This window comes from Oceanobacillus manasiensis (assembly GCF_000724085.1).
GTDB classification, from domain to species: domain Bacteria; phylum Bacillota; class Bacilli; order Bacillales; family Amphibacillaceae; genus Oceanobacillus_B; species Oceanobacillus_B manasiensis.
This window is the reverse complement of record NZ_CCDL010000003.1, coordinates 368,115-391,646: the sequence shown is the minus strand read 5'-3', so window position 1 is coordinate 391,646 and position 23,532 is coordinate 368,115. Positions and strand designations below refer to the sequence as shown.

Annotated in this window: 25 protein-coding genes; 9 read left to right on the top strand and 16 right to left on the bottom strand. The window is 37.2% G+C overall.

Going from position 1 to position 23,532, the window contains the following annotated elements:
• Positions 1 to 205: 205 nt before the first annotated feature.
• Both BN985_RS15490 and BN985_RS15485 read left to right on the top strand, forming a co-directional pair.
• A complete protein-coding gene (locus BN985_RS15490; protein WP_042224551.1) occupies positions 206 to 727 on the top strand; it encodes a tryptophan transporter in 522 nt (173 codons plus the stop codon).
• Between the two features lie 119 nt (positions 728 to 846).
• On the top strand, positions 847 to 1,212 hold the full coding sequence (locus tag BN985_RS15485; protein ID WP_042224550.1) for a YtxH domain-containing protein: 366 nt from the start codon (positions 847 to 849) through the stop codon (positions 1,210 to 1,212).
• 267 nt (positions 1,213 to 1,479) lie between these two features.
• Here the strand turns inward: BN985_RS15485 and BN985_RS15480 are convergent, their stop codons facing one another.
• The 4 genes from BN985_RS15480 to BN985_RS15465 form a co-directional block, all read right to left on the bottom strand.
• Positions 1,480 to 2,412 carry a glycine betaine ABC transporter substrate-binding protein gene (locus BN985_RS15480; RefSeq protein ID WP_042224549.1) on the bottom strand — a complete coding sequence of 311 codons (933 nt, stop codon included), beginning with the start codon at positions 2,410 to 2,412 and terminating at the stop codon, positions 1,480 to 1,482.
• A 122-nt stretch (positions 2,413 to 2,534) separates the two neighbouring features.
• Positions 2,535 to 3,440 carry a glycine betaine ABC transporter substrate-binding protein gene (locus BN985_RS15475; protein WP_042224547.1) on the bottom strand — a complete coding sequence of 302 codons (906 nt, stop codon included), beginning with the start codon at positions 3,438 to 3,440 and terminating at the stop codon, positions 2,535 to 2,537.
• A gap of 81 nt (positions 3,441 to 3,521) precedes the next feature.
• Entirely contained in the window at positions 3,522 to 4,373 is an 852-nt protein-coding gene (locus tag BN985_RS15470; protein WP_042224546.1) for an ABC transporter permease, read from the bottom strand.
• Positions 4,366 to 5,565, bottom strand: coding sequence for a quaternary amine ABC transporter ATP-binding protein (locus BN985_RS15465; RefSeq protein ID WP_042224545.1), 1,200 nt, complete (start codon positions 5,563 to 5,565; stop codon positions 4,366 to 4,368). Before BN985_RS15465 ends, BN985_RS15470 begins: the two co-directional genes overlap by 8 nt.
• Positions 5,566 to 5,913: 348 nt before the next feature.
• Here BN985_RS15465 and BN985_RS15460 point away from each other — a divergent pair, with 348 nt between their 5' ends.
• Complete coding sequence (locus BN985_RS15460) at positions 5,914 to 6,399, top strand: GbsR/MarR family transcriptional regulator (RefSeq protein WP_042224544.1); 486 nt, start codon at positions 5,914 to 5,916, stop codon at positions 6,397 to 6,399.
• A 25-nt stretch (positions 6,400 to 6,424) separates the two neighbouring features.
• On the opposite strand, the gene BN985_RS15455 is transcribed toward BN985_RS15460, so the two are convergent.
• The gene (locus BN985_RS15455) at positions 6,425 to 6,787 is read right to left on the bottom strand and encodes a DUF1878 family protein (protein WP_232225602.1); all 363 of its coding nucleotides are present in this window, start codon (positions 6,785 to 6,787) and stop codon (positions 6,425 to 6,427) included.
• 239 nt (positions 6,788 to 7,026) lie between these two features.
• Here BN985_RS15455 and BN985_RS15450 point away from each other — a divergent pair, with 239 nt between their 5' ends.
• The 3 genes from BN985_RS15450 to BN985_RS15440 all read left to right on the top strand — a co-directional run bounded on the left by BN985_RS15450 (position 7,027) and on the right by BN985_RS15440 (position 8,980).
• The gene (locus tag BN985_RS15450; RefSeq protein ID WP_042224542.1) at positions 7,027 to 7,578 is read left to right on the top strand and encodes a DUF3267 domain-containing protein; all 552 of its coding nucleotides are present in this window, start codon (positions 7,027 to 7,029) and stop codon (positions 7,576 to 7,578) included.
• A gap of 237 nt (positions 7,579 to 7,815) precedes the next feature.
• Entirely contained in the window at positions 7,816 to 8,001 is a 186-nt protein-coding gene (locus tag BN985_RS15445) for a hypothetical protein (RefSeq protein ID WP_042224540.1), read from the top strand.
• Between the two features lie 94 nt (positions 8,002 to 8,095).
• Positions 8,096 to 8,980 (top strand): peptidylprolyl isomerase, encoded by an 885-nt coding sequence (locus BN985_RS15440; RefSeq protein ID WP_042224539.1) that lies wholly within the window; start codon positions 8,096 to 8,098, stop codon positions 8,978 to 8,980.
• 63 nt (positions 8,981 to 9,043) lie between these two features.
• Here BN985_RS15440 and BN985_RS15435 read toward each other — a convergent pair whose 3' ends face one another.
• The 7 genes from BN985_RS15435 to BN985_RS15405 form a co-directional block, all read right to left on the bottom strand.
• Positions 9,044 to 9,241 carry a sporulation YhaL family protein gene (locus BN985_RS15435; protein WP_052360713.1) on the bottom strand — a complete coding sequence of 66 codons (198 nt, stop codon included), beginning with the start codon at positions 9,239 to 9,241 and terminating at the stop codon, positions 9,044 to 9,046.
• Positions 9,242 to 9,312: 71 nt separating this feature from the next.
• Complete coding sequence (gene yhaM / locus BN985_RS15430; protein WP_042224538.1) at positions 9,313 to 10,260, bottom strand: 3'-5' exoribonuclease YhaM; 948 nt, start codon at positions 10,258 to 10,260, stop codon at positions 9,313 to 9,315.
• A gap of 90 nt (positions 10,261 to 10,350) precedes the next feature.
• Positions 10,351 to 10,899 (bottom strand): GbsR/MarR family transcriptional regulator, encoded by a 549-nt coding sequence (locus tag BN985_RS15425; RefSeq protein ID WP_042224537.1) that lies wholly within the window; start codon positions 10,897 to 10,899, stop codon positions 10,351 to 10,353.
• Between the two features lie 53 nt (positions 10,900 to 10,952).
• Positions 10,953 to 13,898, bottom strand: a complete 2,946-nt coding sequence (locus BN985_RS15420) for an ATP-binding protein (RefSeq protein ID WP_042224536.1) — start codon at positions 13,896 to 13,898, stop codon at positions 10,953 to 10,955.
• 8 nt (positions 13,899 to 13,906) lie between these two features.
• A complete protein-coding gene (locus tag BN985_RS15415) occupies positions 13,907 to 15,130 on the bottom strand; it encodes a metallophosphoesterase family protein (RefSeq protein ID WP_042224534.1) in 1,224 nt (407 codons plus the stop codon).
• 156 nt (positions 15,131 to 15,286) lie between these two features.
• Entirely contained in the window at positions 15,287 to 16,537 is a 1,251-nt protein-coding gene (locus BN985_RS15410; RefSeq protein WP_042224532.1) for an ABC transporter permease, read from the bottom strand.
• Positions 16,530 to 17,429 carry an ABC transporter ATP-binding protein gene (locus BN985_RS15405; RefSeq protein WP_042224530.1) on the bottom strand — a complete coding sequence of 300 codons (900 nt, stop codon included), beginning with the start codon at positions 17,427 to 17,429 and terminating at the stop codon, positions 16,530 to 16,532. The genes BN985_RS15410 and BN985_RS15405 overlap by 8 nt, the downstream gene beginning before the upstream one ends.
• 257 nt (positions 17,430 to 17,686) lie before the next feature.
• Between BN985_RS15405 and BN985_RS15400 the strand changes: the two genes are divergently transcribed.
• Complete coding sequence (locus tag BN985_RS15400) at positions 17,687 to 17,872, top strand: YhzD family protein (protein WP_042224529.1); 186 nt, start codon at positions 17,687 to 17,689, stop codon at positions 17,870 to 17,872.
• A 41-nt stretch (positions 17,873 to 17,913) separates the two neighbouring features.
• Here the strand turns inward: BN985_RS15400 and BN985_RS15395 are convergent, their stop codons facing one another.
• Together BN985_RS15395 and BN985_RS15390 are read right to left on the bottom strand one after the other, a co-directional pair.
• Positions 17,914 to 18,684 (bottom strand): enoyl-CoA hydratase, encoded by a 771-nt coding sequence (locus BN985_RS15395; protein WP_042224528.1) that lies wholly within the window; start codon positions 18,682 to 18,684, stop codon positions 17,914 to 17,916.
• Between the two features lie 204 nt (positions 18,685 to 18,888).
• A complete protein-coding gene (locus tag BN985_RS15390) occupies positions 18,889 to 19,248 on the bottom strand; it encodes a YlbF family regulator (protein WP_042224527.1) in 360 nt (119 codons plus the stop codon).
• Positions 19,249 to 19,406: 158 nt separating this feature from the next.
• Between BN985_RS15390 and BN985_RS15385 the strand changes: the two genes are divergently transcribed.
• Both BN985_RS15385 and BN985_RS15380 read left to right on the top strand, forming a co-directional pair.
• Positions 19,407 to 20,312, top strand: coding sequence for a PucR family transcriptional regulator (locus BN985_RS15385; RefSeq protein ID WP_042224526.1), 906 nt, complete (start codon positions 19,407 to 19,409; stop codon positions 20,310 to 20,312).
• Positions 20,313 to 20,400: 88 nt separating this feature from the next.
• On the top strand, positions 20,401 to 21,501 hold the full coding sequence (locus BN985_RS15380; RefSeq protein ID WP_042224525.1) for an ABC transporter ATP-binding protein: 1,101 nt from the start codon (positions 20,401 to 20,403) through the stop codon (positions 21,499 to 21,501).
• A 94-nt stretch (positions 21,502 to 21,595) separates the two neighbouring features.
• Here the strand turns inward: BN985_RS15380 and BN985_RS15375 are convergent, their stop codons facing one another.
• Positions 21,596 to 21,799 (bottom strand): alpha/beta-type small acid-soluble spore protein, encoded by a 204-nt coding sequence (locus BN985_RS15375; protein ID WP_042224523.1) that lies wholly within the window; start codon positions 21,797 to 21,799, stop codon positions 21,596 to 21,598.
• A 296-nt stretch (positions 21,800 to 22,095) separates the two neighbouring features.
• A complete protein-coding gene (gene fumC, locus BN985_RS15370) occupies positions 22,096 to 23,481 on the bottom strand; it encodes a class II fumarate hydratase (protein ID WP_042224522.1) in 1,386 nt (461 codons plus the stop codon).
• Positions 23,482 to 23,532 lie beyond the last annotated feature (51 nt).

The following is a 23,532-nucleotide window of genomic DNA, read 5'->3' as shown; positions in this document are numbered from 1 at the left end:
CTAAAAACTAACGGTTTCTCTTCATGTTTTGAACTGGGAGTCTTACGGACGGTTGCTATGGGGTAAAATAAAAAAGTAGCACTTTTTATTTATAGACGTATTTGGTATAATGAGAATACATTTCTGCAGCTGACAACGAGTGTACAGTTGAGGAATGAAACATGATTTTCATGTAGCTGAGAAAGCAGAGAAGAGGAGAGGTAAAATGAATACGAAAGTTTTAGTTATCTTGTCACTATTGGTGGGGATCGGTACTGTACTTCATACTGTTATACCGGGTGTGTTCTTTGGAGTAAAGCCGGATATGCTTTTATCCATGATGTTCCTAGGAATCATATTATTCCCACAACCAAAGTATGTTGTTCTATTGGCAATGGCCACAGGAGCCATTTCCGCATTGACTACACAAGCCCCTGGTGGGCAAATCGCCAATTTAATTGATAAGCCAATTACTGCAATCCTATTTTTAGTTTTGTTTTTATTAGTTAAGAATAAGGTTAATAATAAAATAAGCGCCCCTGTTTTGACTGCAATCGGGACAATGGTTAGTGGAGCTATCTTCCTTAGCGTTGTACTTTTCTTCCTTGGAGCAATGGAGGGTGGATTTATAGTTGGAATGCTTACAGTCGTTCTTCCAGCAGCTGCTGTAAATACATTGATCATGATTGTAATTTATCCAGTCGTCGAGGGCATTTTGAAGAGGTCACAGCCTATAACATCATTGTAACAAAATCCTCTGGCAGCTCGTTTGTCAGAGGATTTTTTAGAAATACATAAGTAAAATGTTTGATGAAACAGGAAAAAGAGGAAAACTATAAGTAAGTGTAGGGAAAGGAGCGTATTTAAATGGCAAATGTAAAATCATTATTATTAGGATTGATGGTTGGTGGTACGGTAAGTGCTGCCGCAACCCTACTCACCACACCATCGTCTGGAAGCGATGTCCGTAACCGCGTGAAAAATCAAGGTACGGATTTGAAAGACATGCTCGCAAATTTAAAACAAGATGGCTTAAAATTAAGAAAGCAGTTGACTGAGACTTCAAAAGAAGGTGCTGCTTTAGTTAAAGAACTAACACAAGAAATGAAGAAATCTGTTGAAGAATGGAAAGATACTGTAGAGCCTCATCAGGAAAATATTCACCAATACCTAGAGCAAATTGAATTAAGCCTGAAGGACCTTGAGGAAAAAATGAAAACTAAAAATCAATAATAAAGTGAAACTTCAATCAGTGGGGGTTTTCAATATCTCCCACTGATTGTTAGTTGAACGAAATTGCATGTTAGTCCGTTTACTCCCACTAAAAACTAACGGTTTCACTTCATGTTTTGAAGTGGGAGTATTACGGACGGTTGCTCCGGGATAAAAGTGCTTCTTTTAGAGCACAAAGAAACACGCTTGGTGAATATTTATAAACCAAGCGTGTTTTTTGTTCTTATTGAAGTAAGAAAGATATGTTCTAGCCACTAATGTGTGAGACTATTTAGCTTCTAGATCTTCAATAGAGTTAATATCTTCCATGTATTCTGGAACGGCAAGACCAATTTTAGCTCCATCTAAGTTCTCACCTAAATCTACAAAATCATCCACAAATGATTCATAAAAGTCTGCATGAGTTTGTGGCATCCATGCAGCCAATGTAGCGTCCCCATCTCCATTAGCAATTGCCTCAAACATTACGGCGACATCTACAGGAGTAATGGTAACGTTAAAACCTTTTTGTTCTAGTGCTTCTGCCACAACATTTGCTGATGCGCGTTCGGAATCCCATGGAGTCGAAACAAGCTCTACTGCTACTCCATCCACATCTTCAACGCCATCTGTCCACTCTGCCACCTTATCCGGATTGTCCTCAACCCATTGCTTAGCAACCGCCGCGATGTCTTCACCAGTGTCCGAGGATTCGTACATGATACCTTCCATATCTTCTACTGACCAATTAAATTGGTCAATAAGTTTATAAGCGTTCGGTTTTTCCTCTTCTAATCCTGTTCGAGCAAGGGATTTGATTTGTTCTACTTCTCCATAAACCCCTTGTGGATCTTCAAGATATTTAAGGTTATCAAACTTTGTGAACATCCAATGCGGATTCCATCCAGTTACAACAATTGGTTCTTCATTGTTCATCGCTTTTTCCAATTCCGTAACCATTGCTGCAGTTGAGGATTGTTCAACCTCCCAACCATTAAGATTTTCATATTCTTCGATAGCCTTTTCTGTAGTTACTGTAATTCCAGCTCCCGGTTCAATACCTGTAATTGTATAGTCTACTTCTTCACCAATGTTCATAGAGCTATCAGAACTCTCTTCCGCATTTTCCTCACTATCGCTTCCTGAACCACATGCCGCTAGAAACAAAACGAGTAACATACCAGTTATCCAAATAATTTGGTTCTTCCAGTTTTCCAACATAAAATTAAGCTTATCCCTTCATTGTTGTATTGTTTAATACTATTATTATTATTATTATTGTTGTTGAAAATAAAAAGGCTGGCACATGAGGTACCAGCCTTTTTGTTTCCTTATTGCTAGTGTTATTCTACACCATTCAACCATTCGTCTACTTTATCCTGGTTATCTTCTACCCATGTAGCTGCTGCTTCTTCTGGGGAAGCACCGTTGTAAATATCAAGCATTACAGACTCCATATCATCTGTTGTCCAGTTGAATTGGTCAAGAATCTTATAGGCATTTGGAAGCTCTTCTTCTAAACCTTCACGAACCATTGTGTCAATAGTCTCTGCTTCACCAAATGAACCTTCTGGATCTTCAAGATACTTTAAATCATACTCTTGGAATTTCCAGTGAGGAGTCCATCCAGTTACAATAATATCATCTTCCTTATCAATAGCATTCCCAAGTTCGGTAGCCATGGCACCACTAGAAGACGTTTGTACCTCCCAGCCCTCTAGGTTGCCATAATCCTCAACAGCTTGCTCAGCTGCTCCTACAACACCTGCACCTGGTTCAATACCTGTAATCGTCTGTCCAGCTTCTTGATCAAGATCCGCAATAGAATTCACATCCATATATTCTGGAACAACAAGGCCAATTTTTGCTCCTTCAAGGTTTGTACCAAGCTCCACAACCTGGTCACCATATTCTTCATACTGCCCTGCATGTGTTGCCGGTAACCATGCAGCTACCATACCGTCAGCTTCGCCGTTAGCAACAGCTTCCCACATTACGGCATTATCAAGCGGTGTTAATTTCACATCATAACCTTGGTCTTCCAATACCTTCCCAATAACATTTGTGGAAGCAACTTCAGAATCCCATTCTACGTATGCTAGTTCAATTTCTTTACCCTCGCCTACTGCCTCAGAACCATCTTCAGAACCACCATTTGATGAATCGTCATCAGAACCGCAACCTGCAGCAACCAATGATAGTGAAAGACCTGTTACAAGGCCTAGACGTTTCCAGTTAAATTTAACCATAACTCTAAATCTCCCCTTTTCTATTTAAGTAATATATATGGAAACTTTTCATATTGAAAAGATGCCAACAAATTTAATTGTTTATTTCTGTTTGTTTAAATTTTGGGTAACACGATCTATTATGATCGCAAGAATTACTATTCCTACACCAGCTACAAAACCGTTACCAACATTTGAACGTTGTAGGGCGGAAAGCACTTCTCTTCCTAAACCTGGAGCACCGATCATGGATGCAATTACAACCATAGATAGCGCTAGCATGACTGTCTGGTTTATCCCAGCCATAATCGTAGCTTTTGCCATAGGGAGTTCTACCTTAAATAATTTTTGAGAACCCGTACTACCAAACGCCTCAGAAGCTTCCACTAATTCACTAGACACCTGGCGAATACCAAGGTTGGTAAACCTTACTGTAGGTGGTGTAGCGAAAATTAAAGAGGCAAAAATTCCTGGGACCATTCCAATACCGAAGAAGGCAACGGCAGGTATTAAGTATACAAATGCAGGCATTGTCTGCATAAAGTCCAAAATTGGTGTAATAATGGCCTCTGCTGTTTTACTTTTGGACATAAGTATCCCAATTGGCACCCCTATTATGATGGAAAGTAAACTTGAGATCAGTACTAGTGTAAAAGTACTCATCAAGTGTTCCCATAGTCCCTGGTTATAAATGAACCATAGACCAACAATTGAGAATACCGTCAAACCAAGCCTCTTGCCTGAAATAAAGAATGCAAGCACTGCAACTAAAAGAATAATAATAACTGGCGGAACTGCGGTAAGTGATTCAGAAACAAAATCCATGAAGTTTCCAAAATGTTCTTTAATTGGCTCAAATAAGAATGAAAAATAATCTGTAATTTTCTCAGTAAACCATTTAGTACCCTCAGCTACCGGAATCTTTGGAATAAAGTCAAGCATATTATTAAGCATTTCCTATGTTCACCTCGCCTTCTCCGGCAAGAGCAGCAATAACTGCACCGCGTACGATAATTCCTACCAATTTATCTTCCTCTACTACTGCAACAGGAATAGGAGAATCATAGATAATATCAAAGATTTCATTTAAAGGTGTCTCTTTATCTACTTTTGGAATATCGTTTTTCAAGATGTCTTGTAGGTTACCTACTTCTTTTTTTCGAGCTTCTGAAGCATCATCAGCAGTAATATAACCCTTTAAGTTACGTTTGCTGTCTGTTACGAACATGCTTGATAACCCTTCTTCACGCATACGCTCCAATGCAACCCTTGGTCCATGCTTTTCCATGTTCACTGTTTCTGGCCGTTTCATAATGTTCTGTGCCGTCAATACTTTTGAACGGTCAACATCCTCAACAAATTTTTCAACATAGTCATTGGCAGGGTTAACCAAGATTTCTTCTGGCGTACCAATTTGTACGATAGAGCCATCTTTCATTAAGGCAATACGATCGCCTAGTCGGAGAGCTTCATCCAGATCATGTGTAATAAATAGAATTGTTTTTTTCATTGTCGTTTGCAGATCAAGCAACTCATCCTGCATCTCCTTACGAATAAGTGGATCCAGCGCAGAGAATGCTTCATCCATAAGTAGAACTTCCGGATCGTTAGCTAAAGCACGGGCTAAACCAACACGCTGCTGCATACCACCAGATAATTGACTTGGCTTTTGATGTAAATAGCCGCCAAGGCCAACCATTTCCAATGCCTCTTTCGCTTTTTTCTGTCTTTCCTCTTTTGGAACATCTTGTATCTCCAAACCATATTCGGCATTTTCCAGTATGGTACGGAATGGAAATAAACCGAACTTTTGAAAAACCATACTTAGTTTTTCACGACGTACCCTGCGCAAGGATTTCTTATCCATCCCAGCAAGATCTTCACCATCAATATAAAGGCTGCCTTCTGTTGGTTCAATTAAACGATTAACTAATCGAACCAAGGTAGATTTACCACTACCAGATAAACCCATAATGACGAATATCTCACCAGCTTCTACAGAAAAGGAAGCACGGTTAACACCTACTGTATTTCCGGTTTCTTTTAGTATTTGCTCTTTGGAAGAACCTTTATCTAACATCTTTAATGCTTGTTTTGGATTCTTTCCAAATACTTTTGATAGCTGTTTCGCTTCAATTACTGGCAAATTATTCACCTCACCTTTAATCTAACTATTATTATTGGACCACTACTTTGTGACTAGTATTTGTCCGAGTACGGGTGATAGAAATCCTCTAGAACCTCCATCAGCTGATTTCCATCAAGCCGTACCGATTTGCTTTACTTGTAATACTATATCTGTTTTTTTATTTCAACACAAACTTTAAAATCCATTAGTTTTGTACGTTTTTTACGTACAGTTTAAACTGTACGAACTATAAAAGCATAGTATCTTTAAATATCTCCAATTTACTTAAAATTCCTAGCAAATGTACTGTTTTTAAATATTGTTTATTTAGTGTACCCTTTATATATCATGACTTAGGAGGATTTTATGAAATTACCTCAAAATGAAAATGTAACTAACGAAATTATGATTGAATTTTCTAAAACACTCGAGATGTTTGACCTTACGCCATTAGAGGCTAGGCTTTTTGCCTATCTATATCTATATGAAAAACCTTTTACTCTAGATGAGATGAGTGAAGTACTTGGAAAAAGCAAGACTTCTATGAGCACAGGTGTGAGAACGCTTTCAGACTTAAATCTTGTAACAAGAGTGTGGAAAAAGGGAGTCCGTAAAGATTTGTATCAGGCCAACACCCAATTATTCAAAACGTTTATGAATTTCTATATAAATAAATGGATTGACGCTACAATTCATCAAAAGGATTCTTTAGAGGAAACCAATAAATCTGTCAAACAAAATTTAAGCCAAAATAACACACCAGAACTCGAGAAACTCAGTAGTAAGTTACAGGACATCATTACCTTTCATACAAAGGTTGAACATTTGTTCAGGCAAATGAAACAGGATTAAAGACAAAAAAATAAACGAAGGAAATTTACAATCTCCTTCGTTTATATTTACGTTCGTCTTCTTCAATAATTTTGATAAATGTTTTCATTAGAGAAGGATAATACCCTTCTTTTTTTAATGCATAAATTGTCGCATTTGGATCAAGCTTTTCACTTAACATACCGGCAAATTCTATAAGGAGTGAACTGTAGTCAAGAAGACCTTCTTCTTGTTGCATTACATATTTGTCATTTAACCTGCTCAGTAATTGAAGTAATTCCTTAAATTCTAAGCCTGTTACATCTCTCTCTAGCACCATCTTTATCATGGGGAATTGATTCAAATCCATAACTTTTGAAAGCAGTTGCAGATGAAAGGCAGCATTGTCGTTGTTTTCCGTTCTTCCCAACCTCTTGAACCCCCTTTTACAAAGCCGTTATAACACTGCTGTAAATCTTTTATAAAAAAGCACAAAAAACTATTGATTTTTCTCTGTAATCGTACTATTATTCTTGAAGGATTAAAAGTCTCAAGATCAAAAGCGGAAGCACCTTAGCTGGTCGTAGCTAATTCAGTTAATTAGTTATTCACAGCACTCTTATATATCATAAACTTCTATGCAACAAGAATTAACCGGAGGGATCAAAAATGAATTGCTGGAAATCCATTAACCATACAAAAGAATTTGGGAACAATCGTTTATACCTTTTATCATTTTTGATCGGCTTGTTATCCTTCATATTTCTATACGTGCCAATCACAATTGCTCAGGGCACCAACAAAGTCGATGAAGCAGGTTTTCTGCCTTTTATACTGGCATTACTTTTATTACCTGCATTGCATTCGCTAATGCACATCCTACCATTAATTATACTAAATAAGCGACTAAAAATAATGTTTAAAATGAAAAATAAACGATTTCCCATATTTAATTATTATACAAAATTTCATCTCACCAAAAAAGTCTCATTAATTGTTGCTATTGCACCAACTATTTTAATAAGCATCCCAGGAGTGATTGCGAGTTATTTGTTCACCGATTATTCTGTCTATATTCTAATGTTCACATCCGTGCATATAGGCATGTCATATCTTGATTTTCTTTATGTAATTCATATTCAAAAAGCTCCTAAACAATGTTTTATTGATAGTCGACATGACGGCTTCGATATCTTAATAAAAGAAACAAAGCTACCATAAGACCTGGTTACGGTTTCCAGGTCTTTTTTTCGTTCTCTTAACTAGAAAAAGACTGGTTTCTACTTAAGATTTATTAGAAGAGCTCGTAAATAGAATTTTTCAAAGACAGTCATTTTCTTATGCTGCTTTTCAGGATAAGTCTGTTCAGATTGATAATCTTTTGTTAAAGTTAGGAATAGGATAATTTATAGATATGATATATTTTTACAGTGTTAACTGGGAACAAGGAGGTCTTTTATGCTCATTATGTATTTGCTGTTTGCAGCTCTCGTTTTATTTATATTTAATTCCCTAACAGATAGGTTTTGCACAAAAATGGAAATGGAATCATTAAAACAACGGAAGGTATTTCGTACTATTAATATAATGATTCTTATACTGCTCGTTTGTTCCTATCTTCGTGTGCTAAATGTCATGGTTTAACCTAATGGTAGAACTATATATTTTTTTTACATAAAATATGTTATATTAAACAATAGTAAAAACAAAATGCGAGAATGATTAGGAGTGTTCATAATTGAAAAAACTAGCAATCGCTGCCACATTAACAGCGGGAGTATTGACTCTTTCTGCTTGTAATTCAGATGAAGCAGAATCAGAAGTTGTCGTAGAAACTGCTGCAGGAGATATCACAAAAGATCAATTCTACGAGAAAATGAAAGACAAATATGGCGAGGAAGTGCTTCGTGAGTTAGTTACAATTGAAGTGCTCCAGGACAAGTATGACGTGTCAGAAGAGCAAGTAGAAGAAGAAGTAGAAAAAATGAAAGAACAATTAGGCGACCAATATGAAAACGCAGTGGCTCAACAATTTGGAAATGAAGAAGCTTTCCGTGATGTTATTGAAATAAGCTTACTACAAGAAGCTGTTGTCTCTGAAGATATTGAAATAAAAGATGAAGAACTACAAGAACTATATGATCGTAAAAATACAGAAATTGATGCATCACACATTCTAGTTGAAGATGAAGAAACAGCTAATGAAGTGAAAGAGAAGCTAGACAATGGCGAAGACTTTGCTGATTTAGCAGCAGAATATTCAACTGATGGTACTGCTGAAGATGGCGGAAACCTTGGTTACTTCTCTGCTGGACAAATGGTTGCTGAATTTGAAGATGCAGCATATAGCATGGAAACAGGAGATATTAGTGATCCTGTTGCTACCCAACATGGATTCCATATCATTAAAATAAATGATAAGCGTGAAAAGGAAGAAAGCATGGGTGAATTTGAAGATGTGAAAGATGATCTTCGCCGTGAGCTTGTAACTCAAAAAATGGATCCAACTGCAGCACAAGAAAAAATTAATGGATTAATCGAAGAGTCAGTTAAAGATGTGAAAGTTGATGGTCTAGAAGATATGTTTGAACAGCCTGAACCAGAAGAAGAAGCACAAGGCTAAAATTTATCAAATTAAAAAGAGGATGTTTCATCTCATGATGAACATCCTCTTTTTATCTTACGCTTATTCCGAAATTTGTTCTTTTTGATGCTGTTTGCTAACTCTTTCTGCTTCTAAGCGATCCATATATACCTTACCTTCTCTTTCAATAAACTGCTGTTCTAGCTTTTTCTCTGCGAGCATTGCACGCATTGCCATATATCCACTTAAAAAGATTAAAATAACCAGCATAAAAACCCACCAAGGTACTCCTAATATCATTATTCGGCCTCCTTGTCCATATTCTCTATCACAAGTATATGTACAAGAAGTTTAAATAATAACCGATATCTTTATTCTTCAAACAGTGGCTTATAGAATGCTCGATTGTCCATAGCAAACATTCGATCAGTGAATTCACCCGGCTTCGTTTTATCTAATGCGCGATTAAGCATATTCATTTTTGCATCCATAAGGTCAATAAGATGTAAAATCTCTGCTTCTCTTACCAAAGGCGGCTTTGGACTCCCCCATTCTGCTTTCCCATGATGTGATAGAATTAAATGTTGTAAAATAAGGGTCTCTTCCTCACCTTCTACTTGCAATTCTCTTGCCATCAGACCAATTTCTTCTACCATCATTGGAATATGACCAAGTAATTTTCCTTCTAAGGTGTAAGAGGTTGTCACCATACCTGACAATTCTCTTAACTTGCCTAAATCATGTAAGATAATGCCAGCATAAAGTAAATCTTTATTCACTTCAGGGTATAATTCATGTAATTGCCTTGCTATCGCCAACATACTAACAATATGATGTGCAAGTCCAGATACATATTCGTGGTGATTTTTAGTTGCAGCTGGATATAGAAGCAAATTATCCTGATATTTCTTTATAAAAGCTCTAGTAATTCGCTGTAAAGTAGGATTTTCCATCTCAAATATTGCCTCTGTCAGCTTATCCATCAATACATCTTTATCCACAGGCGCCTTTTCCACAAAGTCTGACACGTGAACGCCATCTGTAGGTTGTGCTGGCCTAACCGCTAGGATTTTCAACTGGGCTTTTCCTCTAAACTGGTTAATTTCTCCTGAAACCTTAATTATTTTTTCTGGAATAAATAATGCTTCATCTTCCTTCGATGCATCCCAAAGCTTTGCTTCGATCTCTCCAGTTGCATCCCTTAGAATTAGTGTTAGAAAAGGTTTCCCGCCACTGGTTAGTCCCTTCGTTGCTTCCTTTATAAGCATGAAGCTATCGACAGCTTCTCCTATATTGACATATCCTATTCCTTTATTCATGTTCTTTCTTCCCCCTATTATGAACTCAATAAAAAAAGAAGATTGACTTAAAAACAGGCTTTACGCCTTCCTTATGTCAATCTCCTGCTGTTACTTATTTTTAGGAATATAATCAAATATTTTTCCCGATTCCACAACCTGAATAAATTTCATAACCCACTCATAATAATTTTGAGCATAACGTAAGCGTTCAACATCTTCTTGAATTTTCTCTTTCAGGTCATTATCTTCGGTTCCTTGCATGATTAATTCCAATTCGGCAATGGTTTCTTCTGCCTCTTCTATATTTGTTTCCGTGTGTTGTCTCCAACGGTTCCCAAAAAGGGATGTAAAAGATTTGTACCAATCTTCCTCAGATTGATACAAGTCCTTACGCATACCCTTCTTAAACGTCGATTCTACCATTTTCATATCTGATAAAGCTCGAACTCCTGTTGACATGCTTGTTTTACTCATTTTAAGTGCTTCACGCATGTCATCCAAGGTCATCGGTTGTTCAGCAAAATATAGAACCCCGTATAGGCGACCCACAGATGATGTGATGCCATATAAATTCATATTTTTGGCAATCACTTGAATAAATTTTTCTATTGTTTCGTCATACTTATCCCAATCAGTTGTTATATTCTTCTCAGGCAATGGATGTCCCTCCACTTGCAATTATTAATCTGCAAATAGTTTATCATTATTTGTCACTTAATGCGAACAGTATTTTTTATTTGAATAATATTTTCTAATTCAAAATATTGTAAGAAATCTTCTTTACAAGTAAAAAGGATGATTTGTTGCTTGTTTGAGAGTTCCTTAACTAATTGAATCATGCGCTCTGTTCTCGTCGGGTCAAAATGTACAAATGCATCATCTAGAATATATGGTAAGCGATGCTTTTCACTCATAATATTACTAATTGCTATTCTTAGCGAAATATAGAGTTGGTCTTTTGCCCCTTGTGACAGTTGATCAACTGTATATCGTACATGGTCCTTTGATTCAACTTGGAACAACTTCCCATCAACTGGAGGATAAACATTTTGATAGTCCCCCCCTGTTAGCTTGTAAAAATATTCGCTCGTCTTTTCAATGACCCTTCTTAAATACTTATCTCGGTATTTTCGCTTTGTTTCTTCAAGAATCCCTTTTGCTGTTTTCAAAACTGCCCACTTTCGAACAGACTGATGAAGCTCTTCTTTCTCCATTGAAAAAGTGTGAAATGCCTCTGAATACTCACCAGAAATCTCCAATTGTGTTAGTTCAGCTTTTACATCTGCTAACTGCTGACGATAGTCTTCCATATCTTTTTCAAGCAAGGCAATGTTTTGTTTAACTGTATTGCTTTGCTCTACCATTTCTGGCTCATCAGGAATTACTGCATTCTCGTCACGCAAAAATGACTGTAACTGTTCTTCTAGTCTTGCTACTGTAACTTGTAGTTGTTTCTTTTCAGATAGAAGATTAGCACGTTCATAATAAGCGTTTTCGTCCTGCACCTGTGCATACCTTAATAATTCATTATATGTTTCCTCATAAACGGTAAGCTTTTTCTTAACACTGAGAAGTTGTTCAGTTGTCTCCTTATACAAATGCTGATAATGCAGTTTTTCACTCTCATTCTCTTCGTAATGTAGTATCCACTTTTCCAGTACTACGATTTTTTCTTCCTGTGTGCTATCCTGTTTTCCCCATTTTGAGGAATTCAAAAACACATTTAGCCTTTCAAAAAATCTATCCTGCTTTTCCGTTCTTTGTTTTAAAGTATCCGCTAATCGATTTTCTTCTCTAGACAGCCTGATCAAATGCTTAAGATGGTGGTAGATTTCAAGCCAATAGGTTACATTTATTCCTTTTAGAAAAGGGTATTGCGCTCTTTCATAATCTATTTTGTTAGTTAAAATGTTCTGTCTGTCTTGAAACTGCTCCCCTCTTTCTTGCCATAAAGCAAAAGTATGATCAAGAGATTTTAATTGTGCTTCTAATGTCGCAATCTCTGATGATGCTCTTTCATGAAGAAGTAGCTGATGTTCTGCCTCTCTCTTTTCTACCAAACCTGCCGAGACACCATCTGTATTCGCAAATGTTTCGATTTCTGTCAAACTTTGCTTTCCATGCCACCACTGTAATAACCCAGCGGTCAACGTAATGACTGCGAACAAGTAGTAGGATGCATTCTCCACTATGATACCTACAAGGATTAGAAGGATGGCCAAGCCAAAGCTGAGAAGGAATAGTTTTTGATTTGCTTTCTTTTTCTTTTGCTTCCAACTTTGCAATGGATTCTGCCCAAATTTAGATTCCGTATCAGAGTACCTTCGAACTGTATTTTCTTCTATTTTGTATATCTTATTCTTTAGCTCTTCTACACGATTTTCAGTTAAGAGGCCCTCTTCAAGACTTTCAGCCTGTGATAATAGGCGGGTCCGTTCTTTTTTTAACTGATGACTTTCCTCTAGATGCTTAGATTGTTCTACGTCTAATGTATCTTGTTCGGCCTTTAGCTCCCCCCACGTCTTTTCAGTATGAAAAGGAAGATTTATCTCTGAGAGCTTTACCTTATCCACATTAATACGTAACTGGTTTAATTCCTCGTCCATTTGGAATTCAAGCTGTTCTTTTTGCTTTGAAATATTGGAGACTTCTTTCTTTTCTGCCACATATTCTTCAGCCTCTTTCTTTAACTTATAAGCTTCTTGTAGTGTTTCCTCATTAGAATCTCCATCGTTTGTTTCTAAGGCATATAGCTTTTTCTCATACTTATCTCGATTATCTAGCAACAGAGCATATTCACTCTTTACTGGTAACAATTTATCTTTTACCTGTTGCATGCGTTCGCCACCATTTTCAGGGAAGGGCAGTTCATTTGGGAGCTGCTCTAATTGTTTCCTTACTGACCAGTATTTTTTCAGATATGGCAGTGCTTGGAGCTTTCTTTCATTATAATGTAAGATAGCTTTTTCATGTTGCAGGGTGCGAGAAGCTTCCTCAATATTTTCGGTATATTTTTGAACTGCCTCCTTTTTCTCCCTGTATGTAGCTTCTTGTTCTTTAGCTTTCTGTAGATTTCCCAAACGTGTGTCTAGCTTGTTTATCTGCTCATTAATGAGCGGCTTTTTCCCTGACGGCTTAAACAATCTACTGATTTGGCTATCAAGGCTAGATTCAAGCGCGTAAATTGCGGTTGTGCCCGTTAGACCGATTCCTAGTAGGACTTCACCTAGGTCCTCTTCTTTCATTTTCGGTAGGCCAGCTAAGTCACTTGCTGAAAAAGAATATATAGATCGATAAGTTTGATCCGTCATTCCTTTCAGTCTGCTTTTTAACCATGTTTCATCATACTCCGCTCCATCTTCTGCATAGCAAACGGCAGAGCCATTTCGCAAGTTATCTAATCTTTCAATCGTGTACCTTCCTACCTCAGGATCTAAGATTGTTAGTCTCCCCCCCATTTTCCCACTAGTTATCGGTTTATAGAAATTTCGTTGCTTTGGAGGGAGTCCAAACAGCATAAACAATATAAATGCTTGTAATGTTGATTTACCAGATTCATTCTCTCCATATAAAATAACAGGACCTGATGTAGGGAATTCTACGGTTGTATCCACCCATTTTCCAAAGCCATGTATGGTTGCTTTCGTGATATGCAATCTTTACCTCACTCCTCCATTAACCCCTTTAACAAGATATGCCTTGCTTCATTCTTTATTTGTTCTACTTCCTCCTCTGCAAACATCTCAACGTATTTTCTGGCCTGTTTCTGCTTATATAAATCCTTCAAAAAAGGCTGGATAGATGCCTTATCCGTTTGCCTGAGCAACTCTCCTATGAAATGGTCGCCCTCATATAAATAGGGGTCAATCGTGCTGTAGTCAATCTCTGAATGATATCGGAAAATATGGCACCAGTTTGTTTCTAACTGCATCGTTGCATTTACAACGTCTATGATTTCTTCTAATAAACCTTCCTGTTCCCATGCTGATAATCTTTGTTGGTTTCCAACAATAGAGAGATCGATCATATGAGGCTGCTCCTCTGCCAAATGATGACAGGCTTTCTGAATCTCTTCTTCAAGCTGATGAATTTCAATACAAGCAGTAGCGTTAATAGATAACTTAGAAAATTGTATCGCTTGAAGGGGAAGAAATTGGGTGTTATAAGAGGAAGCTGATAGTTCAACAACATAACAGCCTTTCTCTCCAGTTTCTTTTCGGTTTCTCCCTTGAATATTGCCAGGATATATAACTGGAGGTGATTCCTTCAGAATTTGTCTTTGGTGAATATGTCCCAATGCCCAATAATCGAAATCTTTTTCTACTAATTCATTTAACTGAAAAGGCGCATACAGATCGTGGTCTGTATTAGATTGTATACTGCCATGAAGCATACCAATATGAAACGGAATCGTATCGTCAGATAGGCGATACTCTTTAGCTTTGCCTTCTGTTACCGCCCTTTTTTCATAACTAAACCCATATATTTTTGCCATCGGCATATCTTCCTTATAATGAATAAATGATCGAACCTGTTCATCTGGGAAGATCTGTACATTGTTTGGATATGTAATGGGGTGGATATTTCCTTTTATGTAATCATGATTTCCATAAGATAGATAAACCATAATTTCGTGTGAATAAAGAAGCTCAAACGCCTTTTTCAAACGAATTTGGGCTTTCAAGCTTTGTCTTTCGCTATCAAATAAATCGCCTGTAATAAGTACAAAATCGACTTGCTTTTCAATAGCTGCCTGCACAAGGTTATCAAGTGCAAGGAATGTACTTTCCCTTATAGAATCAAGAACTAACTTTGGGGCATACGCCAGCCCTATAAACGGACTGTCTAAGTGTAGATCTGCTGCGTGAATGAACCTAATGCTTTTCATCTTTTCACCTCATTTTCTATTTTAGCAAACCCGTAAACAGAATGCACGTTCTATTATGTGACAGGATTACACGACAATAAAGCCGAGCAGCTTCAAATCTAACCAAAAATTTGAATAGCTGCTCGGCTTATACGTTCAAAGCATTTGCTTATATCTCTACTCTTTTTTAGAAAGAGCCAACGCCTTTTTAAAATCTTTCAGTGAGTTTGATTTTCCATACATTAGGACGCCACCTTTGTATACACGGGCACCGATTAATGCTAATAATGCGATGGTGCCTACCAGAAGGCCAATTGATAGTGCGACTTCCCAAATCGGGATATCAAGCATTCCCACTCTTAAGAACATGATCATTGGTGAGAAAAACGGGATAAACGAAGTAATCTTGATTAGTTCTGATTCGGGTGCATTTAGACCGAATATAGCAATAAAGAATGCAATCATAATTAAAAAGATCATCGGCATTATTAACTGATGTACATCTTCTATTCGGCTAACAAGCGAACCGAGCATTGCTGCTAATGTAGCGTATAGCAAATAGCCAAGAATAAAGAAGACTATGGCATAAATGTATACAGAGACGGACACATCACTTAATCCAAATACCGAGAAGAACCCGCCGGTCATATTATCCTGGTTAGCTTGAATCATCGCGTAACCGACGCCAAGGAAAAGCACGACCTGCGTTAACCCTAGAAGTGCAATTCCAATTATTTTGGCAAACATATGCGTTACAGGAGAAGCACTGGAAACAAGAATCTCCATGACGCGAGAAGATTTTTCTGTTGCGACATCTGTAGCGATCATATTTCCATAGGTGATAACGGCCATGTAAAGTAAAAATAACATAACATAGACAATCCCTCTTGCCTGACTCAGTTCTTCATCGGTTTTAGCAGACTTATCAAGAGCCACGGTATTAAAGGTCACTGGCGCAGAAATTTCTGCAAGAGTCGACTGATCAACACCTGATTGCTGTGTAGCATAAGCAACTTTTATTTGCTGGAGTTGTTGCTGGATCATCGCTTGATTATTTGAATTGGAAATATTATTTGCATAGTAACTAGCTTCAGGTAATTCATTGTCATTTAAAGATAAAACGACTAGTGCTTGGTACTCATCATCCTGCACCGCTTCTTTTCCAGCTTGTTCTGATCCATCATATAAGGAAAACTCCAAATCCTCACTAGATGACTGGATCCCCTGATTTAGTGGGTCAAAAAGTTCACCAGATTCATCAATGACAGCGATCTGATCACTTTCACCATCCGAAAATGCATCAATAATTGTCTGAAAATTCGTTGCAGCTACAATGAATAAAAGTGTAAGGACGGTACTAATAAGAAAAGATTTCGTTTTTATTCGGCTTATGTAGGTATGAGACATAATAATCCAGAACTTATTCATAGGAAGCACCTACCTTCTCGATAAAAATATCATTTAGGGATGGCTCTTCTAGTTCGAATTTTCGAATAAACCCTTTCCCCTGAAGAGCAGAGAATACTGTCTGTGAAACTTCTTCATTTTCAATTTGTAATTCGCATCCATCCATGTGCTTTTTATAGTCAATTACACCCGGATGGCTTCTCAGAAAAGCAAAGTCCTCATTACCACGAATTATTAAGTTCTTTTTACCAAAAGAACGTTTGATATCCCTTAAAGTACCTTGAACAACTGGTTTCCCTTTATGTAAAATACATAGATGCTCACATAACTCTTCAACATGCTCCATTCGATGGGATGAAAATACGATGGATGTACCCTTTTCTTTCAAATCGACTACAGCCTTTTTTAACATTTCAACGTTGACTGGATCTAGCCCGGAAAATGGTTCATCTAAAATTAACAATTTCGGTTTGTGAATTATAGCCGAGATAAATTGAATTTTTTGTTGATTCCCTTTAGAAAGCTCTTCTACTTTTTTATTCATATACTCAGGAACTTTAAAACGTTCGAGCCAGCTTTCCAATTCCTTGACGACACTGCTTTTATTCATGCCCCGTAGTTTTCCAAGATAAATAAGCTGATCTTTTACGGTTAATTTTGGATAAAGTCCCCTTTCTTCTGGAAGGTAACCGATAAGATGGCTTTTATCATAGCTAATCTCTCCCCCATTCCATGAAATATCCCCATCAGTACGATCAAGTAAGCCAAGGATCATACGGAAAGTTGTTGTTTTCCCAGCACCATTTCCTCCTAGAAACCCAAACATTTCACTCTCTGGAATTTCAAGAGACAAATTGTCAACAGCTGTGTGACTGCCGAACTGTTTTGTAACGTTTTTTAGTACAAGTGTCACGTTGCATTCCCCCTCTTTTAAGTAATACGTTTCTTTCTAGCTATTGTTTCAAAAATATTAATCTTTAGTGAAGATAATTACATCGGAAGTCGATATATCGTACATCGATACGATAGCATGATTCCGTATGTTTAACAACTTCTTTTTTAGGAAAATCAACCTATAATTTCAGACCCCATGACGAAAAAAGGGTTTTGTAGGGTACATACAGAATATAAGTATATAGACATATTTAACATAGGGAGGTAGTAGAACAAATGAGAACTTATGCCTTGACTGTATTTGATCAATCCGGTAAAAAACTATTAGATGAGTCCTTCACGGCTACATCAGATGATGAAGCAAAAACGGTTGGACAAGCCAGATTAGATGATACTGGTTACCAAGAATACACGCATCGATGTGTCACCCCAGAAGCAAAACTAATACTATTCCACCGATAAAGTAATAGCAATTGACCAGCAGCGATTTTACGCGCTGGTCATTATTCACCTTTGAAGCGTGGTTTTCTTTTATCTAAAAATGCTTGCACACCTTCTTGGTGATCTTGAGTTTGTCTGAGTTCCCATTGAGCCTCTTGTTCATCAACTAAAAAAGACAAAAGGTTGTCTCTCTGTCGCGAATGATAAAGCATTTTAGTCTTTAACATAGCTGTTAGCGGTGAGGAAAGGAGCTTTTCAGCAAGTCTATCTGCCGTCATAATCGCCTGCTCATCTGACAGGATATCAACCAATCCCATTTCTTTTGCCTGGATACCCTTGACTTGTTCCATCCCCCAAATAAATTGTTTAGCTTTTTGAACACCAATTCGTTCTTGCAAAAAGAAGTGTCCTCCTCCATCAGGCAATAAACCTATACCAAGAAATAACATACCTAATCTTGCATCTTTCTGTGTCACAACATAATCTGCTGTTAGCGCAATACTTAGACCTAACCCTACAGCAGCTCCTTGGATGGCAGAAATAATGATCTTAGGCATCATAAATAACTCCATTACGATGTCTTTAATGGTTTCCATGACCCCATTAAAGTTAGCTCTATCCGAAAAATCTTCCATCATACGAATATCGCCACCAGAACAAAAAGCGCTCCCTTTACCAGACAAAACAACTACTCTTGCTACACTATCTCTTACATGCCTTACTGTATCTAGGAGCTCCTCTAACATCTCTTTATTTAATGCATTGTATTTATCAGGACGATTTAAGTAGATATACGTAATTTCCCCTTTTTCTTCCATCATCACATATTTCATCGATCCATCCCTCCATTTTATGTAGTCTCTTTAATCTCTTTCGCCGTTCGGTGAGCAACATCCTGCTTGTCATAAAAAAAACTAGAATTCGCTAGCCTTATAGTGAATTCTAGTTTTTCTTATACTTATGACATTAATAATAAGCAATTTTATTTCCTAACCTATAAAAAAAAGCCCACAAATAAATGTGGACTTTTAACTTACTTACTCTTGTGTATCTTCTGGTGTGCCATATAGCTCTTCTAGTGGCTTGGTAATAATTCGGCTTACATCATTTATTACCGTATTTAGGCGCTGTTCTTCTTCCATCAATTTAGAAATGTCTTCATGCTGCTGAACAAGTTCAACAACCTGACGTGCTTTTTCCACTTCTTCTTCTGTAATTTCCTGACCTTGCATCTGTTTCTCTTGTAGTGCCATTTGTGTGTCACGGAAATTATCGAACATTTGCTTAGCAGACTCATCATTCATGACTGCATCATATGCAAGCTTTAAGCTTTTAAATTCTTCACTTTCACGTATTGCTTTTTCTAAGTCATACGCACTATCGTAAATGTTAGGCAAAATAAATCCTCCTCCGATTTTCTTACTCTACCTACTATAACAAACGATTTGTAACATGTATAGCAATAGAAAAATGGGGCAAAAATCCAATAATTTTGTTTTTTAATTATGTTATCCTTGCTATAATGATAGCAAGTTCATGAGAAAGAGGTTTTTACATGTTTGAACAGCTACAAAACATTTTTCCATCTATTATTTCGTACAAAAATTTTCATAAAAAAAAAGCTAACGAGGAAGATTACAAATGGTTTCAACTAGAACAGAACCAAGTAATTGGAATATTAAAGCATGAGTTGACGGATAAAGACCTTACTCTCTTATCCACATTTTTAACCCCTTTTCAAACTAGCTTTCCATTGCTTACAGAGCAAGAAAAGAATTGGAAACAAAAGATTGAAGCTGGAGAAGAATCTGGTTCTGTCGATAAAACGAATCATCCTTTTCGTTTTGTTTATTTCTCTATTAGAAAAGATCAAATTGATCCCAAAACGTTTAAAGAATCTCTTCATGAGTTTTTTTCTTACCCTGTACCGATACTTTGGGAAAATGAACGGGAAGGAATTATTATAGAAGAAAAGGCTAAGTACGAGGATGAGAGCATTTCTTATAAGCAAATTATCGATGTCCTAATGAGCGATTTATATGTTAACATTCATTTTTTTGCAGGTCCTTATGTACAACATTTAAATAATACAGGAAAACATTACAGATCTTTACTCACCAGTGCTAGAACTGCTTTTAACTATTCGGACAAATCTGTGCTATCCTTCTCTGAATCCATCCCTTTTTTATTAGTTGATCAAACATCAGAAAGTTTCCGAGAAGAGCTCTCTTCTTCAGTTCTTCAAGAATTCTCAGAGGATGAAGAAATTCTTCAGACGGTTGAAACATTTATTAAATGTAACTTAAATGTCTCTGTTGCTGCAAAGACTCTCTACATGCATCGAAACAGTTTACAATACCGGTTAGACAAATTCATTGAAAAAACTGGCATAGATATTCGTCATTTCCATGAAGCAATTACTGTTTATATCGCATTACTGGCAAACATGCACAAAGGCTAAGATGTTTTTTGTGCATGTTTGCCATTTTAATGCGGACAGACTTTTCTTATAATAAAAACAATAAAACGTTTTCATTGGAGGGATTAATATGGCTGAGTTAAAACTTGACCACATTCAAAAGTCTTACGATAAAAAAGTAATAGCAGTAGATGATTTCAATTTGCATATAAAGGATAAAGAATTCATCGTATTTGTCGGGCCATCTGGTTGCGGGAAATCTACAACTCTTCGAATGATTGCAGGACTTGAAGAAATTTCAGATGGTGCGTTATACATTGACGAAAAGAAAATGAATGACGTTGCTCCAAAAGACAGAGACATTGCAATGGTATTCCAAAACTATGCCCTTTACCCACATATGAATGTTTATGACAATATGGCATTCGGATTGAAACTTCGTAAATTTAAAAAGGACGAGATTGAAAAGCGTGTCAAAAACGCAGCGAAAATTCTTGGCCTAGAAGCATACCTTGATCGTAAACCAAAAGCTTTATCAGGTGGTCAACGCCAGCGTGTAGCACTTGGCCGGGCGATTGTTCGTGATGCTAAGGTGTTTTTAATGGATGAGCCTTTATCTAACCTTGATGCTAAATTACGTGTACAGATGCGTGCTGAAATTCAAAAATTACACCAACGTCTGCAAACAACTACAATTTATGTAACACATGACCAAACAGAAGCGATGACTATGGCAACACGTCTTGTAGTCATGAAGGATGGAATTATTCAGCAAGTTGGAGCACCAAAAGAGGTTTACGATAATCCTGAGAATGTTTTCGTTGGTGGCTTCATTGGTTCTCCTTCTATGAACTTCTTCTCTGGGAAGTTGACCGAGTCCGGTTTCCAAATGGGTGATATAAAAATTCAAGTACCTGAAGGAAAAATGAAAGGACTACGCGAGCAAAATTACATCGGGAAAGATATTATTCTAGGAGTACGTCCTGAAGATATTCACGATGAGCCTGTTTTCATTGAGTCAACACCAGGTAGTAAGATTAAAGCTACTATCGATGTTGCTGAACTTATGGGTGCTGAATCCTACTTATACTCCAAAGTAAATGAGCAAGATTTTGTTGCACGAGTTGACTCCAGGACAGACGTGAAAGGCGGACAAGAAATGGAATTGGCATTTGATATGAACAGTGCTCATTTCTTCGACGTCGAAAGCGAAGCAAGAATAAGATTATAAATTTTATCCGAAGAGGCAGCTATGCTGCTTCTTTTTTATTTCGCAAAACGATTAAAAGAGGGGAAAGCTGTGCTTTCCCCTCTTACCATTCATATTAAAATTGTGATCCATTCATTTGTTGTTGAGCAGTTTGAACAAGACGTTTAGTGATTTCACCACCAACAGAACCGTTAGCACGTGAAGTTGTGTCAGCACCTAAGTTAACACCAAATTCTTGAGCAATCTCAATTTTCATTTGATCTAATGCTTGTTGTACACCAGGTACAATCAATTGGTTTGAATTGTTGTTGTTAGCCATTGTTTATCACCTCCTGTAATTATAGTGTGAGCAGAATCAGCTAACTTATTACCTTATTTATTTGGTAAATTGTAGGGTAGTTTCCAATCTATTGAGCAAAGGGTTTGTATTAAAGTTCAAAGTGTACAAACGTTGTATGAAAGTGCATAGTAGTGACTAATACTTCGTATTCATTGTATGGGCTTGATTATTTCATATTAGTTTTATAATCACCTTTCAACCATACTTTATAATTTAATACTATAAGAAAAACCCTAATGCCATAGCATCAGGGTTTTTGTCGATAATTCCATTTACTATTTTGGACCAGTCATATCTGCAGGGTTTACATACTTATCAAATTCTTCTTCCGTTAATAACCCTGTAGCAACAGCAGTCTCTTTTAATGTTGCGTTATCTGCAAATGCTTTTTTGGCGATTTTAGCCGCATTTTCATATCCGATGTGTGGGTTTAATGCTGTCACGAGCATGAGAGAATCATTTAAATACTTTTCAATTTCCTCCTCGTTTGCTTCAATCCCGCTAGCACAACGCTCATCAAAAGAAAGGATGCTGTCTGCAAGAAGCTGACAGGACTGAAGGAAATTATAAGCAATTACCGGCTTAAATACATTTAATTCAAAATTCCCCTGACTTGCTGCAAAGCCTATAGTAGCATCATTACCCATCACTTGGGCGGCTACCATTGTTACAGCCTCACTTTGTGTAGGATTTACTTTCCCTGGCATGATGGAGCTTCCCGGCTCATTCGCAGGGATAGTTATTTCCCCAATTCCGCAGCGCGGCCCGCTTGCTAGCCAGCGTACATCGTTGGCAATCTTCATAATATCTGCCGCAAGAGCCTTCAAGGCACCATGTGCATATACCGTCTCATCATGACTTGTTAGCGCATGGAATTTATTAGGTGCAGATATAAATTTCTTTCCTGTAAATTGATTAATTTTTTCACAAACACGTTCAGAGAACTCAGGATGAGCATTTAATCCTGTACCAACAGCAGTGCCGCCAATTGCAAGTTCTCTTAAATATCTCGTGCTTTCTTCAATCATTCTTTCGGACTTTTCTAACATACGGTGCCAACCACTAATTTCCTGTCCAAGAGTCAAAGGAGTAGCATCCTGGAGGTGAGTACGTCCAATTTTCACTATATCTTGAAATTTATCCATCTTCTCTTTTAGTGTCTCTTTCAACTGTTTCACAGCTGGTAACACACTTTCCTCTACTTTTAAAACAGAAGCTATATGCATGGCTGTAGGATATGTATCATTAGAGCTTTGTGATTTATTTACATCATCATTGGGATGTAGAACAAGTTCACTATTCTTCTCTTTTAACCATTTGTTCCCAACATAAGCAAGAACTTCATTCACATTCATATTTGATTGAGTCCCACTGCCTGTTTGCCAAACTACGAGTGGAAAATGCTCATTAAGGTTGCCGTCAACAACTTGTTGAGCTGCGTAAGCAATGGCTTCAGCCTTTTCCTCTTCCATTAATCCTAGATCATAATTAGCTTTAGCAGCACTCATTTTTAATATAGCAAACGCTTTAACTATTTCGGTTGGCATTTTTTCATTTCCTATAGGAAAGTTTTGCTTGCTACGTTGTGTTTGCGCGCCCCAGTATTTCTCAGCTGGTACATTTATTTCTCCTATTGTATCTTTTTCTACACGATAATCCATGTTTCTTATTCCTCCCCTATGTAAGCATTGCCTTTTATCCATTGTACCAAA